Origin of the sequence: Haliscomenobacter sp., from assembly GCF_040403615.1 — a bacterium.
GTDB lineage: Bacteria > Bacteroidota > Bacteroidia > Chitinophagales > Saprospiraceae > Haliscomenobacter.
Map to the genome: position 1 here is coordinate 1 of NZ_JBBAKG010000071.1, position 15,828 is coordinate 15,828.

Here is a 15,828-nt window from a genome sequence, read left to right on the forward strand (position 1 = left end):
CCTTACAACTCAAATTCTATCGGCACATTGGCAATCTCATAACGAACATTCAAAATACTCGCATTCAGAAACAAGGTTTCGCCGACTTGCCGTTCGCCGTAGGCTTCGTGGATGTGGCCACACAAGTGCACTTTGGGGGCAATGCGTTGCAGGGTGGGCAGCAAGTCTTCGCAGCCAACGGGCATCCCCGATATGAGACGATCGTGGATGCCAAAAGCAGGCCCATGGGTAATCACGATGTCGCTATCGGCGGGAATCAAGTCCCAGTGCTTTTGGATTTCTGGACCCCGTTTGCGGTTGAAGGCCCAATCGTGAAACCAGGGCTGGACGGGCGAGCCCCAGATCTTGATGCCCTCAATTTCTACCCCAGAATCGTTGAGGTAGATGAGGTTGTCGGGAATCATGGCGTCAATTTCTTGCTTGGAAGCTTCCTCAAAAAAGAAATCATGGTTGCCCGCGATAAAGATTTTGTAGGTATAATCCAGACTGGAAAACCAATCCAGGAAGCGTTGTACTTCACTTTTTAAGCCACGGGATGAAACATCACCGGCGTGCAGCAGCACATCTCCGGGTGGCAGATCAAAGTTGTGTTTGCCGTGGGTATCAGATAGGGCAACGAAACGCATGGTGAATCAAGCTATTTGATTGAGTTGGAGTAAAAAAGCCAGGGTATCCACGCCATCGGGATAATCCCAAAGGGCGGGGTGCTGAGACTGTCCAAAAGCGAATGTTTTGGTCTTTAGTGTTCCAGGCTGAGCAATCACGCATTGGATTTCTTCGCTGCGGCGCTCCAGCTCCGCTTCGAGCCAGCCCAGATCCGGGTAGTACTCGTAGTGCAAACCTGCAATGCGCGAGTGCAAGGAAGGGTTTTCGGTCATCAAAATGCATCCATTGGCTTCGTAATGAACCCGATTGAGGATGTACAAAGCAAAATTGTAGTCAAAATTGTTCTTGTATTTCTGGTGCAGAATAATGTCGCGGTATTCGTGCAAAGTCTCCAGCAAAGGGTGAAAGTTGTAACCTTGTGGCAGGTACAATTTGGCCACGTTGCGGCAGCCCAGGCCAAAATACCGGAATACGTCGTACCCCAATTCGTGCAAATCATCGGCGTTTTCGGTACCGGTCAGCACCCCTACTCCATTGCGGTTTTTGCGGATGATGTGGGGGTATTTGTCAAAATAGGCTTCGAAATAGCGCGCTGAATTGTTGCTGCCTGTGGCGATTACGGCGTCGATGTCTTTGAGGCGCTCTACGATTTCAAAATAAGCTGCAGTGGCCGGATCGATTTTTTCCAGCACTTTGAGCAAATAGGGCAAGAGGTAAGGGTCTTTGTCCGAAAGTTTGATTTTGGCCTTGTGGCCGGCTGCAAATACGCACAACACATCGTGAAATCCCACCAATGGCAAATTGCCTGCCATGACCAGGCCGATGGTTTGAGCTTCGTTTTCTACCGGAATTTCATAGCGACTGAGCCACTCGTTCAGTGGGGCTTCCGCCAGAAATTGCTCGGCAATGGCTTCAATGGCCCGCTCCTGGTTTTCGAGAGTAAACCAGGGATTGTGAACAGAAGAGCGGTGCATCACCGCATGGCGGTATTCGTCTTCCTGGCGAAGGTGGTTTCCGAGTTGGATCAGGGCGTGGATGCGTTGGGTTGCTTGCATGTGGTTGGGTTTTCTTTCCTCGTCTTTTCCTGTTTTTCATCTTGTCCTATCCCAGGAATAAATTCGTGGGGTGGCGGCTAGAGCTGGCTGAGGTTGCCTTTGGCGGAAGATTTGCGGCCTTCCAGGTAAACGCGCCATTGTTCAAGGGCAGCTTTGAAGTCGTCGGGTAGCTCGGATTCAAAGTGCATGAACTTGTTGGTGCGGGGATGCACAAAACCCAGTGACTTGGCGTGCAGGCCGTGCCGAGGCAACAGGTCAAACATGTGGTCGACAAAGATTTTGTATTTGGTAAAAACGGTGCCTTTGCGGATTTCGTCTCCACCGTATTTCTCATCGTTGAACAGGGTATGCCCCAGGTATTTCATGTGTACCCGAATTTGGTGGGTGCGGCCCGTTTCCAGGGTACATTTGACCAAACTCACGTAATACAAACGTTCCAGTACTTCGTAATGGGTAACCGCCCATTTGCCTTGGTCACCTTCAGGAAAAACAGTGTAATCCTTGCGAAAGCGTGGATGTCGGCCTACGTGCGCATTGATGCTGCCTCGGTCTTCCTCGGGTTCACCCCAAACCAGGGCGAAGTAGGTTCGTTCGATGGTGTGATAAAAGAATTGCTTGGCCAGGTGACTCAGCGCAAATTCGTTTTTGGCAACCACCAGCAACCCTGAAGTATTCTTGTCGATGCGGTGCACCAAACCGACTCTTTCCTGAAAATTGCCGCCTGAAATTTGATCGGGATTCAGTTTGAGGTGGTAAGCCAGAGCATTGACCAGTGTACCCTTAAAATGCCCTACTCCGGGATGGACAACCAGGCCAGGAGGTTTGTTGATCACCAATAAATCCTCGTCTTCGTACACGATGGTTAGTGGAATATTTTGCGGAACCAGGCGGTATTTATCGGTGGTGGATTTGGGCAGAATGAGGGTGATCTTTTGCCCGGGTTTGATTTTAAAGTTGGGTTTTATTTCCTGCTCATTGACCAAAACGGATCCGGTTTTGATGGCATTTTGTACCCTATTTCGGGAAACCTCGCCGATTCGATCCATCAAAAACTTGTCTATGCGCAAAGGCGACTGCTTTGCGTCAACCTCAATGATCCGATAATCGTAAAATTCGTCCGTGAGGCTGTCGGAATACTCATGATTGTGTTCTTCAGGTTCAATCTTATCTTGCTCCATTACTCCGACTCTTGCTTTTATGATCTGCAAAGGTAATGGTAAGTACCGATTAGTACAAATTCATTATTAAATCCCCGTCCCTTCCCAGTAAACTAAATATTTATTTTTTATCCAAGCATAATAAACCAAAAGGCTTTAAATCGTCGTTTTGTTTTCAAAATAAAGATCCTTATGAACCATATGCGCATTTGTACCCTCCTGTTGGGTTTTGGATTTTTGGCACTCCATTCTACCCAGGCTCAGATAAATCCCTCTTCCGTCCCCTTGTCGGTTCCAAAAAATAGCCAATCCGCTGCCTTTGGCGTGCAAGACCAAAAACTCATCGATTTTATGATGCCTTTTGTGAAGGGAGTAGGTCGAGCCAACAGCCTGGATAACCTGCGTGAGCAAAGTGTAAAACCCTTCATGATGCCCGTCCGTCAAATTGAGCAAACTGGCACCGAGATGAGCTATACTCTGGCAGCATGTCTGGAATTTTATTTCAACCAGGACAACAATTACAAAATCAACCTCAGCCCGGATTTCATCACCCTCAATTTGTTGGGCCAAAACCGGGCTTTGCAGTTCAGCGAAGCGTTTCAGTTTTTGTCTCAAAATGGTACGGTCGATTCGGCCATCTTGCCTTATGGGTCAGATCGCTTGACCAATGCGGTGTACAATGCCAGTAAATTCAGGATTACCAATTACCTGCATGTATTTAGCCCATTGACCAAACCCCTGCAAAAGGTTTTTGAAATCCATAAAGCCCTGGTGCGCGGCAATCCGGTAATTGTTGAACTCAACGCGGATGCATCCCTGCCTCTGGCCAATGGCAAAGATACCTGGGCACCGCAAGGTGTTCCTTCCAAAACTTACCCCATGGCCGTAGTGAGTTTCAATGAAGACAAACGTATGGTGGAACTGATGAGTCCCTGGGGCAGCGTCTGGGGTAGAGCGGGTTACATCTGGGTTTCATACGATCATTTTGGCCAATTGGCGCAAAATGGATATGTGGTGTTGCCAGTTGGGCAGTAATTTAAGCTGACTCCGGGTAAAAAAGCCCTGCACATTGATTTAGTGCAGGGCTTTTTTTTAAAAATTTAACATTTAAATTGCGAAAACACATAGATAATCTCCATATTTTTACTGCACTATAATCGCCTTTCAATTAGTCTATATTCTTACCTATTTAACCATTAAATATTTGTCAAATGCTGACCCAATTGATGATCAAAGCCAACCTGTGTTTGCTTGTATTTTTGTTTTCCTGGAACATCCTTGCGGCACAAACCGATTGCAATTGCAACCAGAAACTGGTTATAGAAGTCAATGCGCAGTGCAAGTATGTGCTGACCAAAGCGATATTGGGACTCAAGAATTGCCCCGATAGCTATATCGCCGTGCTGGACAACAAGCCCCAAAACCGCGACACCATTGATGCACCGGGCTCATACACCTATGGCTTGTACCAAAACGACGGCAGGTTGATTTGCCTGGGCAATGTCATTGCGGCAGCACCAGTGGGGCCTGTACTCGATTCGGTCAACTACATTAAAGACACCCTTTCCTTCCGCAACTGGCTCAACATCAATGGTTCACTACCCAGTACGGGTGTACCTGGCAGTAACCTTTCGTTGGGAGAATTTCCAACCAGACTTACTTTCGACGGTCGGTTTACACAATTGAAGCCTGACAATGTACCCAATTTGGGAATTCCCTATTTCAGCATGGGTTGTCAAACGCCAAGCTGTGGAATCTCGCTTAGTTTTTTTGACAATGTAAATGGCGTTTTGTGCCCAGAAGTAAAAAAGGGCAATGACCTGTTTGTAACCATTCAGCGCTCCTGGGTGGCGCGCGATTGCCAGCAGCGCACAAGTTCCAGTGTTCAGTACCTTTACATTAAGAGACCTGTCAAAACAGATGTACATTGGAGCTTGTCCCAACTCAAGGAAAAGAACCTGACCTTGTATTACAATGGTTGTACGCCTAATCCCAAAGAAATTCCCATCGACCTGATTTATCCCGCCGTTGGCATTGAAAACATTCCGGTACCGGGCATCAATCAATTTTCACAGGCCATTCAGGAAAAAATAGATACCGTATGCAATGGCGATGGAATAAGCATTACCCGCAGGTTTTTGATCTACGACGAATGTAAAAATGTGATTGTGGATACCCTGCAAATTTCTCTCAAACCCAATTCCAATAAGCGGGAAGCCATCGTTTCCAGCAAGCAGAGGCACGAACTAATCGTAAACGCAAGTACTTGTACCCGAACCATCCCAGGCAAGCTGGAGCAATTGAAGGCTTTGTTTCAATTGCAAATCAACCCTTTGTGTAAACTCAAGCAGTTTGCATGGGAAATTGAAGTTTACGACGTAAACAGCAAACGTTTTGTAAAACGGAGCAGGTACAATCTGGATTCTTTGATTCTGAAAGTTGGGGACTATCGCATCAATTTCACATTGGTTGACAGTTGTCAAAACCTGTACACCAAAAGCCTGGATTTGGGAATCCGGGTGGCTGCCCAGGTAAAATTAACCTGTCCCATTCCGTTTGATGTTAAGATTTCTGGCACGTCTAATGGTGTAAAATCAGAACGGGTTTTGGGTGTAAATGGTTTCTTTAAAGGAGATCCCTGTGCCGTTTACTATTCTGGAGTACGTAGAATTGTAGAAGCAAGTTGCCTGGCTAATTTCAACAAACCTTATTCCGACTACGACCTTGACAAGGATGGAAACGCCTTGGAACATTTTGAATTGATCAAAAGTGGCCCTTTTGCCAAAATGTATTTTACCCCAAAACAATTTTTCATCGACGTCTTCGAATGCGACGAAGGCAAAGCCGTTTTTTATGAATCTTCAGTCAATGGATTGGGAGGAAACCGTGACTCCTGCATCAGCTATGTCAATGTATTGGCCCCCAATACGGGTAGCTTGGATGTAGGCTTGGCGTACAGTAAAGTCACCACTGGTTTAGGCAAATCCATATGTGTTCCGGTAAAAGCAAATGGCTTTAAAAACATCATTGGCTTGCAATTTGAAACATCTTACGATCCAAAAATCCTCAAACTCGATTCTGTCCGAATTGCAGCGAATAATCCGATCAAACCGCTTTTTGGGCCTTTGAGTAAAATCCCACTAATCCTGACTTGGGTGTACAATGGTAAAAACCCGGCCACTTTACCCAATCAAAGCACCCTTTTTGAATTGTGTTTTACCACCCTGGCTCTTGGAACCAGCCCGGTGTGGGTGGATACAACCCGATTGATCGAAATAATTGACTTGGCTGAAAGACCATTAAAATTGCGTACCCAGGTTGGCGAAGTCATAGTTCTGGCCAAAAACTTCAACACGCCCATCAAGCAAATCAAAGAGACCGCACCATTAAGCACCAACGAGGACAAAAGAATTCGCGTCTTCCCCAATCCCAGCAATGAAAAAATAATTGTGGCCTTGCCCAATTCCTTCCTTCCACAAGGCAAGTTTATATTGAAAGACCTCCAAGGACGGGTATTGAAAGAACAAATGATCAACAGCTACCTGGATCAAATAAACGTTGCTGACATTCCATCAGGCCTTGTTTTTCTTGAATTGCACAGCCAAAATCAGGTTTGGATAGAACGGGTTGTGGTGCTTCACTGATTATTTTATTTAAAATCTTTGAGTACAATAGGGGTAGATACAGCCTTATGCATCTATACACTGTCTTTGATTGCAAAAATATCCGGGTACGCCCGGGAACTTATTTGCTGGAAAAGACACTAAATAACAGCAGCATCGAAATCCAAAAGCGGATTTGCTCCGTATTTAGGTTAAAGCATGCCAAAAGAGGCGCTTTTCTTAAATTGTTAAGGTTTTGATAACTGTCATCCAAGAAACATTAACAGTACTTTAAAACTTTGACAAGCAACATCTTCCCAATAAAATCGGTTTTATTGGAAAGCTTTTGAAAGAAAATTTCTATCCCAAACCCATTAACATATCCAAACGTCATGAACATCCGAAAAATCAAATTAGCCCTCACCGTGGGTCTCCTAAACCAGGAAGCAGGCAATGTCGTAACCGACATTCAAGCGATGATGAGCGACTTCCGCGAGGAAGTAGGAGCCTATGTAGGTGCCAAAGTAGTCAAGATGGCCAAACTGAATCCTTCTCACGTCCAACAAACATATGCCCTTCAATACGAGCGCTGTACGTTGAAAGTGGATTTGATCTCAAATCCGTCCACCAATTTGCAGGTAGTCAGAAATTTTTCCCTTGCATCTTAGTAAGACGCAAAAAACTACTTCCCGATTTTTTGAGAGGGTTTTGAATAGGAAGCTCACTTAAAATGAACCGTTCGACTTCCTATTCAAAACCCAAAATCGGGAAGTTAATTTTTCTGCGTTACTTAATTCCCAAAACCATTTAATTTAGAAATTTTATTCTAAATGAACATGTCCCAAATGTAGAGCGGAATCAGGCCAGGCTTGATTCCGCTTCTTTTTTTTAGCTCCTCTCCTACTTACATTTTACATCTCCAATCTATTTCTTTTCAAATAATTAACATCTTTTTCGTGCATCTTCTTGGATAATTGACTACTTTTGCGCCTTGTTTGAGTAAAGGGGTGTGACACAATCGCATTTTTTGCTGTCAAATCCCGACGAAAAATTTTCTATGGAACTGCGCAACATTGCTATTATTGCTCACGTAGACCACGGCAAGACTACCTTGGTTGACAAAATGATTGCTGCCGGAAGATTGTTCAAAGACCATGAACGACCCGGTGACTTGATCATGGACAACAACGATTTGGAGCGGGAACGTGGCATCACGATCCTGGCCAAAAACGTGTCTATCCGTTACAAGAACTACAAAATTAACATCATTGACACCCCTGGTCACTCCGATTTCGGTGGTGAAGTTGAGCGGGTACTCAATATGGCCGATGGTGTACTGCTTTTGGTGGATGCTTTTGAAGGCCCCATGCCACAAACGCGCTTTGTGTTGCAGAAGGCACTCGAAATGGGCAAAAAGCCAATCGTAGTCGTTAATAAGGTAGACAAGGAAAACTGCAAACCGGACGAAGTACACGAAGCGGTATTCGACCTGATGGTAAACCTTGACGCTACCGAAGAGCAATTGGACTTCCCCACCTTGTTTGGTTCAGGCAAAGGTGGCTGGTTCAGCGAAGATTGGAAAGAAAAAACCGACAGCATTGTTCCTCTTTTGGATTCGATTGTTGAGCATATTCCTGCGCCTCTTGTCTCTGAAGGCAACACGCAGTTGTTGATCACTTCTTTGGACTATTCCAGCTTTATTGGCCGGATTGCCATCGGGCGCCTCAACCGGGGCAGTTTGAAGGAAGGACAAATGGTTTCGCTTTGCAAAAAAGACGGCACCTTTGTCAAGAGTCGCTTGCGCGGTTTATACGTTTTCGAAGGTTTCGAAAAAATGAAAACCGAAGAAGTACACGCTGGTGAAATTTGTGCATTGGTGGGTATCGAAGGATTTGAAATTGGCGACACCATTGCCGATGCAGAAAACCCAGAGGCACTTCCGCCAATTGCCATTGATGAGCCAACCATGAGCATGCTTTTCACCATCAACGATTCACCGTTTTTTGGTCAGGAAGGCAAGTTTGTGACTTCTCGCCACATCAAAGAGCGTTTGGAGAAAGAGTTGGAGAAAAACCTGGCTTTGCGCCTGATGGCTACTGATTCCGCCGATTCCTGGCGGGTATTTGGCCGTGGGGTATTGCACCTTGCGGTACTCATCGAAACGATGCGCCGCGAAGGATACGAAATGCAGATTGGTCAACCTCAAGTAATCATGAAACGCATCGAAGGCCAACTTCATGAGCCAATTGAAGACATGACCATCGACTTACCGGAAAATGTTTCTGGCAAAGCCATCGAAATGGTGACCCGCCGCAAAGGCATGATGACTTCCATGGAGCCCAAAGGCGATCGCATGATTTTGCGTTTTGAGATTCCATCTCGTGGCATCATCGGTTTGCGCAGCCAAATGCTGACCGCTACTGCGGGTGAAGCCGTAATGACCCACCGCCTCTTGAATTTCCAATCCCACAAAGGCGAAATTCCAGGACGCACCAACGGTTCATTGATCAGTAAGGATCCAGGAAAATCCATTCCCTACTCTATCAACAACTTGCAAGACCGTGGTACTTTCTTCATTGGTACCAACGAAGACATTTACGAAGGCCAGGTAGTAGGCGAAAACAACCGCCCCGGTGACATGATCATCAACCTGACCGTTACCAAAAAATTGACCAACGTACGGGCTTCCGGCTCCGATGATAAAATCCGTTTGATTCCACCTCGCCGCTTCACTCTGGAAGAGGCCCTGGAATACATCATGGAGGATGAATACGTAGAAGTTACACCTGCCAACATTCGCTTGCGCAAAATTTACTTGAAAGAGCACGAACGCAAACGCTCTTCCAATAAGCAAACGGTTGAGTTGGTGTCTGAAGATTAATTGTACCTGCAAAGTTGCAATACCAACATTATCAGGAGAGCACCATTTTGCGATGGTGCTCTTTTTTTGTTAATGGACTTTTTTCACAATCAGATTTTTGTTTTCTTTATGGTATGAAAACACAATTGTACTTATTGTTGGTATTGTTCGGATTCTCCTGGACGCTTTCTGCGCAAAATTACTTTCCTGATCGGTGTATCGGCAAGTGGAAAGGAGTGATGTACATTTCCAGAAACGGAATCGTCAAAGACAGCATCAAAATGCAACTAAGCATTGCTCCGATTAAAGATGCCGCAATCCCGTCTTGGAGTTGGAAAACAGAAGCCTTTACCGGAAGAATGCCCGTGACCAAAAACTACGTGATTCGACTAAAAGATGCAGCCAAAAACTGGTACATCAGGGAGGAAGGCGTGGGTGTGCAATTGCAGGATTACCTTTTTGGCAATAAGCTCTACAGCATATTTGAAACCAGTGGCGTAATGCTCACTTCTACCTATGAGCTTTTGGACAATAAGCTCATTTCTGAGGTCACCTCTGGCAAGAAAATTATTGCGGAAAACAACGGAGTAATAAATTATTCAGTAGATAATTTACAGCGGGTAGTGTTCAGTAGGGAACAATAAATAACACAACGTTTTTTGGGAGCATTCAATACCCATACTTCTTCTTCCACAGCCCCCGCAACCAGCCCCGGGTCTTTTCTTCCGCCGGGTTATCTGCTGGGTCAAAGAGCTTGGTGCCACTCAGGCTTTCGGGCAAGTATTCCTGCTCTACGAAGTTTTGCGGAAAATCGTGCGAATACTGGTAGGCTTTGCCGTAGTCCAGTTTTTTCATCAGTTGGGTTGGAGCATTGCGCAGGTGCAGCGGCACGGGTTGATTGCCCTTTTGGTGCACCAATTCCTGCGCCTTACTAATCGACACAACGGCAGAGTTGCTTTTGGGTGAAGTAGCCAGATAGATGACCGCCTGTGACAAGATAATCCTGGCCTCCGGCAATCCAACCGCCTGTACTGCCTGAAAAGCGGTGGTCGCCATCAAAAGAGCATTGGGATTGGCTAGGCCGATGTCTTCAGCAGCCGCAATCACCATGCGCCGGGCAATAAACTTGACATCCTCTCCCCCTTCGATCATGCGCGCCAACCAGTATACTGCTGCATTGGGGTCGCTGCCCCGGATGGACTTGATGAAGGCTGAAGCGATGTCGTAGTGCTGTTCACCGCCTTTGTCGTAAGCCGAAATGTGCTGTTGCAAAATATTGGTTACCAGGGCGTCGTCGACGATAATTTCACCATTTACATCAGGTGCCTGGCTGGCCAACAGTTCCAGAATATTGTACAACTTGCGGGCATCCCCACCAGAATAATGCAAAATGGCGTCGTAACTCTCAAAGCGCACCTTTTTGGTTTTCAAAAATTCGTCTTTGTGCAGCGCGTCCTGAATCAATTGCAGCAATTGATCGGTTTCCAAAAGTTTCAACACGTACACCTGACACCGCGACAACAAGGCAGGGATCACTTCAAAGGAAGGGTTTTCGGTGGTGGCGCCCATCAAGGTGATCACCCCTTTTTCTACCGCACCCAATAAGGCATCTTGCTGCGATTTGCTAAAGCGGTGTATCTCATCAATGAACAACAAGGGGTTAGGTCGATTAAAAAACCGTTGCTGCTCTGCTTTCTGAATGGTATCGCGCACATCTTTGACACCTGCTGAGATGGCGCTCAGGCTGTAAAATGGCCGCTCCAGTTCGGTAGCCAAAATATTTGCCAGGGTGGTTTTTCCCACACCCGGAGGGCCCCAAAGGATGATGGAAGGCAAAAATCCAGCCGCCAGTGCCTGTCGCAATACCGAACCCTCCCCTACCAGGTGTTCCTGTCCGAGGTAGTCAGCGAGGCGTTTTGGGCGCATTCTTTCCGCAAGTGGCTGCATAATTGTATATTTCGTGTCAAAATTTTAAGAAAACGGAAAAATATCACAATAATCAGGATTCATAACTAAAATAATTGTACTTTAGTATTCACAATTATTTTAGGACGCAATTTAAGTCCATTCTCTTCGAGAGCATCTACCTGTCTAAATTTATCTACCCTCTTTAGTTACTTTACTATTGACGAACAGCGATGGCCAAACAGTTCCCTCATGTGGCACGCAACCTAAACTATGTAGAAAACTATGGCTGCTAACATCAGTCACTTAAAGGTGGTGGGCCAAAGCGCAGCGCTAGCTGATGATGCTATTTTGCGTTGGCTGCCCAAACAACAATTGTGGATTGACCCAACCCGACTCAATCAATTGAGTGGAGAAAGAGGGTTGCGCCTCCACATTTTACCAGGTTCTTTTGCAGATGCAAAGGGTAGAATTGTAACCGAAAGAATCGAACTGGAATTGGTAGAAATCGTACACAAAGCAGGAATGTTGCTTGCGGCCCGACCTACAACTTCACGCGATGGGGTTTTTGAATCGGCAGGTATGTTTGGATTAGAGGCCCGCTCTGGCACAGAAATCCTCACTTTACTCAAACCCTTGCATATTGAATGGCCAATCAATACTTTGCAAAACCGGCCTTCCAAATTGCAAATTGTTACCCTGGCCAACGCCAGTACCCGCTCTTTTAGTGCATTAGCCGATCAAGACTGGATTCCGTTTTTCAACAACAATCAACCCTTGCTGAAGTTAAATGGGCAACGCTGGCTCAAATTTGACATCGATCACCTGGGCTGGTTCAGCGCCCAACAACCTTTGTCCAAAGAAGGACTGAAATCCATGTTGAGCGTTCGGTATCCCGATCAGCGTTTTGAACACAAACAAGCTTTCCTGGTTTTTCATCATCACCAGGCGGTTGTGAAGCTTTTCCCCTATGAAAACAAGTTTTGCGCCTTCAATATCCCTCGCCGAGCTGCCGCCAGTGTAGTGATGCTGGGGTTCAACAAGGGGCAGTATTACCTGGGACATACCAGTTTTGATGGGCATTCCGCCAATAATTTAGCACTGAAACTTGAAGTAGTGGAGGCCACGATGGTGCCTCAATTGATTTATGCCTTGGTTAATGCGCCGAAATGAAAGTGTTCAGGCACATACTTCCAAATGTTTTTATTTCACGCAGATTTTGCACAGATTAAACCGCAGATTTGACGCAGAAAAATCTGTGTGAAATCTGCGGTTCAATCTGCGCCGAATCTGCGTGAAACAAAAAATCCTCCTAATCCTTACTCAAACTCAAACCGATCCACTCCTCCCAGGAAATTCCCTTTGGCATTCGGGTTGCGGAAGACGAAGAAAATATCCTGTTTTCCCGGAAGTACACCAGTTAACTTGAGTGAGGCCTCTTTTTTGTTCCCTCCGGGAAAGTCGGTTTCCCCGAGTAACGTGCCTTCTGGTGATCCCACCCGCAGTTCCATTTTTCCACCAACTCCATTTCCCTTGGTTAACACGGTGATCTTTGAAATCCCTTGCAAGTCAATTCCGTTGTACCGCAGGTAAGCGTTGTCGTTGGCAATTTGGATGGGGTTATCCGGATTGTTGCGCTGCCCCATGGTTTCGCGCAGGGCATCCGCTTCGCCAGCCCGCAGCATTGGATAACGCAGGGCGATGGTTTGACTGGCAATCAATGCACCCACCATCGGAATACCTTTATCAGTGTAGCTCGCACTCACCAGGTAAGTTCCGGGTTGCTTTTTCTCGTGCTCGGTCAAAGTAATGCTGGCGGCCAAGGGGCGGTTTTCGGGCTTTTTCTCCTTGCTCAAGGACAGGATGTATTCGGCCATTGATTCAGCCTCCGACTTGGTCAATTGTGGGTGCGCGTTCATGGCTTGTTCGCCCCAAACGCCTTTGCCGCCTTTGAGGATTTTATTGGCCAAAATGCTCGCCACAGGTTCCCAACTGTTTTTGTATTTGTTGGAAATCTCTACAAAAGATGGTCCAACTGACTTGTCTTTCATCTGGTGGCAAGACTTGCAATCCGACAATTCGATCAGGCGCTTGCCCGCTACGAAGCCGGAATTGGTTTGGTGGCCTTGCGCTGCCAATGTGCGGTCAAACCCTTCAAGGTAATTGAGGCTTACCGCCACGTCGTCTGCATTGATGCCTTTGCCGGTTTCGCCGTCTTCCTTATCGGTTACTTTCACCGCATAGTCCAGTGGCTTGCCAGGAAAGAAGAAGGTCTGGTTGCCTTTCACGGTCAAATCCAGTTTGGGCGTCTCATTGCCTGCCCGGATGCCTACTTTTGAGGAGGTCGCCTTGCCTTGAGCATCGGTTACGGTGAGTTCAGCCTCATAAAACCCAGCCGACTTGTACTTGGCGATTGGATTGGGTTTGGTGCTGCGTTTGCCATTGCCCAAATCCCAGGCATACTTCAAAGGCTGACCTTCGGGGTCTTTGGATGCCGAAGCATTCAACTGAACCGACAAAGGTGCTTGACCAGCGGTGGTGCTGGTCTCCAGCTTGGCACTTGGTGGAAGGTTGCCTGGATTGTATTCAATTTTGAACAAGGTAGCGTCTTCGTTGGCCGAAAACCATTTCTTGCCGTACTCCAACATGTACATGGTACCATCGGTGTGGAAAACCATGTCCATCGGGTTGGATAACGGGATATTGGGCGCAAAACGCTCCATATCGGCAAAATTACCTTTTTCATCCAGGGTAAAAACCATGATCCAATCGCGCATCCATTCGTAGGCAAAAAACTTGCCGCTGTAGTAATTCGGGAAGCGATTGGGGGCGTTTTTGTGATCTTCGGCGTAGTACACAGGCCCAGCCATCGGGTTGCGGCCACCTTTGCCCATCAAAGGAAACTCAGGGGATGCTACATAAGGGTACCATACCAACGGCTTCTGTGCGGGTGGCAATTCGGTCAAGCCCGTATTGTAAGCACTCTCGTTGACGGGCTTGAGCGGATCAAAAGCGACTCCAGCCGTTTTGGCATCAAAATCCCAACGGCGGTAAGGCTTGTTGTTGGCCACAAACAAAGGCCAGCCAAAGTATCCGGCCTTTTGGGCCTGGTTGAACTCGCAATGCCCGCGTGGGCCACGTTCGGCACTGTCTTCTCCGGCATCTGGGCCTACGTCGCCCCAGTACACATAACCGGTGTGCTTGTCAACTGCAATGCGGTAAGGGTTGCGGCAGCCCATTACAAAGATTTCGGGCTTGGTTTTGGCCGTACCTACCGGATACAAGTTGTCAGCAGGAATGGTATAAGTTCCGTCGGATTGCACCTTGATGCGCAAGACTTTGCCCCGCAAATCATTGGTATTCGAAGACGTAAAGCGGGCATCAAAACCACTGCGTCCTGGACGGCCATCAATCGGGCCGTAACCATCGGACTCAAAAGGGTTGGTATCGTCGCCAGTACTCAAAAACAGGTTGCCTTTGCCATCAAAAGCAATAGAGCCACCAGTGTGGCAGCAGCCGTCTTTTTTGACAGGTACGCGCAAGACTACTTTTTCTGAAGCGAACAACAAAGTGTCGTTTACGTCATCGTAAGTGAATTGAGACAAGCGGTTTTCGCGGGTATCGTCTTTGGGCGTGTAGTACAAAAACAGGCGCTTGGTCTGGTCGTATTGTGGATCAGCTCCCAAGCCCATCAGGCCATATTCAAACTGGTTGAACAAATCGAAAGTGGCCACCACTTTAATTTTGCCATCTTTGGGGTTCCAAAGCTTGAGTTTGCCCTTGCGCTCGGTGAAAAGCACTTTGCCGTTGGGCAATACCGCCAACTCAGTTGGTTCATCCAGGTTGTTGGCCAGCACCGTTTTGCTAAAGCGGGCAGGATCTGGCGCCTGTTCGCTCTTGGCCTTGGTGTAATCCAGTTTTTCGGACATTGCCCATTGCAGGCCTCCAATGTAGTGCTTTTGGATCTTGGGGTCTTCAAACGACTCCCAGGTATGCCCAAAGTTGGTGTAAAAAGCCTTACCTCCATCAAACTCGTGGTACCAGGCCATCGGGTGGTAATCGCCCATTTTGCCATCTTTGTACGATTTTTCTTCCACTTTGATCAAAGGCGTGATCAAATCGGTACGCAAGGACTTGAAATCGTAGAACTCGTCGGTATGTTCAAAAGACGGATCAAGGTGTTGGGTAGAAAGATGCGTACGATCGATCACGGTCATGGTCCCTTTCTGAACGTTGGGATTGCCAGGGTGGCTGGCAAAATAACCGCCCATCAACTTGTTGTACCAAGGCCAACCGTATTCGGTATCGGCAGCGGCATGGATGCCCATGTAGCCCCCACCCGCTTGGATGTAGCGCTCAAAACTGACTTGTTGGGCAGGACTCAGCACATCGCCGGTGGTACTCAGCCACACTATAGCGTTGTAGCGCTTGAGGTTTTCTTCGTTGAATTTGCCACTGTCTTCGGTGGTATCAACGGTTACGCCATTGGTTTTTCCCCAATCCTGAAAAAATTGGATGCCTCTTTGGATGGAGTTGTGCCGCCATCCCGTTGTTTTGGAAAACACCAAAATTCTCTTTTGGGAAAAAGCGGTCAGGGAAAAAAAACACAATAACAGCAGGATGAAATTTCTGTACATTTTACA

At 47.0% G+C, this 15,828-nt stretch carries 11 protein-coding genes; 6 read left to right on the forward strand and 5 right to left on the reverse strand.

What is annotated here, in order from left to right:
• Nucleotides 1-2 precede the first annotated feature (2 nt).
• From ABW391_RS19965 to ABW391_RS19975, 3 genes are all read right to left on the reverse strand, one after another.
• Entirely contained in the window at nucleotides 3-626 is a 624-nt protein-coding gene (locus tag ABW391_RS19965; protein ID WP_353483676.1) for a metallophosphatase domain-containing protein, read from the reverse strand.
• Nucleotides 627-632: 6 nt separating this feature from the next.
• Nucleotides 633-1,661 (reverse strand): aldehyde dehydrogenase family protein, encoded by a 1,029-nt coding sequence (locus tag ABW391_RS19970; RefSeq protein WP_353483677.1) that lies wholly within the window; start codon nucleotides 1,659-1,661, stop codon nucleotides 633-635.
• 77 nt (nucleotides 1,662-1,738) lie between these two features.
• Nucleotides 1,739-2,839 (reverse strand): RluA family pseudouridine synthase, encoded by a 1,101-nt coding sequence (locus tag ABW391_RS19975; RefSeq protein WP_353483678.1) that lies wholly within the window; start codon nucleotides 2,837-2,839, stop codon nucleotides 1,739-1,741.
• Between the two features lie 171 nt (nucleotides 2,840-3,010).
• On the opposite strand from ABW391_RS19975, the gene ABW391_RS19980 reads away from it, so the two are divergent.
• The 5 genes from ABW391_RS19980 (at nucleotide 3,011) to ABW391_RS20000 (ending at nucleotide 9,924) form a co-directional block, all read left to right on the forward strand.
• On the forward strand, nucleotides 3,011-3,853 hold the full coding sequence (locus tag ABW391_RS19980) for a hypothetical protein (RefSeq protein WP_353483679.1): 843 nt from the start codon (nucleotides 3,011-3,013) through the stop codon (nucleotides 3,851-3,853).
• Between the two features lie 176 nt (nucleotides 3,854-4,029).
• Nucleotides 4,030-6,462 (forward strand): T9SS type A sorting domain-containing protein, encoded by a 2,433-nt coding sequence (locus ABW391_RS19985; protein WP_353483680.1) that lies wholly within the window; start codon nucleotides 4,030-4,032, stop codon nucleotides 6,460-6,462.
• 350 nt (nucleotides 6,463-6,812) lie between these two features.
• Entirely contained in the window at nucleotides 6,813-7,088 is a 276-nt protein-coding gene (locus ABW391_RS19990) for a hypothetical protein (RefSeq protein ID WP_353483681.1), read from the forward strand.
• A 389-nt stretch (nucleotides 7,089-7,477) separates the two neighbouring features.
• Complete coding sequence (typA, locus tag ABW391_RS19995) at nucleotides 7,478-9,301, forward strand: translational GTPase TypA (protein WP_353483682.1); 1,824 nt, start codon at nucleotides 7,478-7,480, stop codon at nucleotides 9,299-9,301.
• A 113-nt stretch (nucleotides 9,302-9,414) separates the two neighbouring features.
• On the forward strand, nucleotides 9,415-9,924 hold the full coding sequence (locus ABW391_RS20000; RefSeq protein WP_353483683.1) for a hypothetical protein: 510 nt from the start codon (nucleotides 9,415-9,417) through the stop codon (nucleotides 9,922-9,924).
• A gap of 25 nt (nucleotides 9,925-9,949) precedes the next feature.
• On the opposite strand, the gene ABW391_RS20005 is transcribed toward ABW391_RS20000, so the two are convergent.
• Entirely contained in the window at nucleotides 9,950-11,227 is a 1,278-nt protein-coding gene (locus ABW391_RS20005; protein WP_353483684.1) for a replication-associated recombination protein A, read from the reverse strand.
• A 243-nt stretch (nucleotides 11,228-11,470) separates the two neighbouring features.
• Between ABW391_RS20005 and ABW391_RS20010 the strand changes: the two genes are divergently transcribed.
• Entirely contained in the window at nucleotides 11,471-12,358 is an 888-nt protein-coding gene (locus ABW391_RS20010; protein WP_353483685.1) for a hypothetical protein, read from the forward strand.
• A 146-nt stretch (nucleotides 12,359-12,504) separates the two neighbouring features.
• Here the strand turns inward: ABW391_RS20010 and ABW391_RS20015 are convergent, their stop codons facing one another.
• Nucleotides 12,505-15,822 (reverse strand): ThuA domain-containing protein, encoded by a 3,318-nt coding sequence (locus ABW391_RS20015; RefSeq protein ID WP_353483686.1) that lies wholly within the window; start codon nucleotides 15,820-15,822, stop codon nucleotides 12,505-12,507.
• Nucleotides 15,823-15,828: the final 6 nt, after the last annotated feature.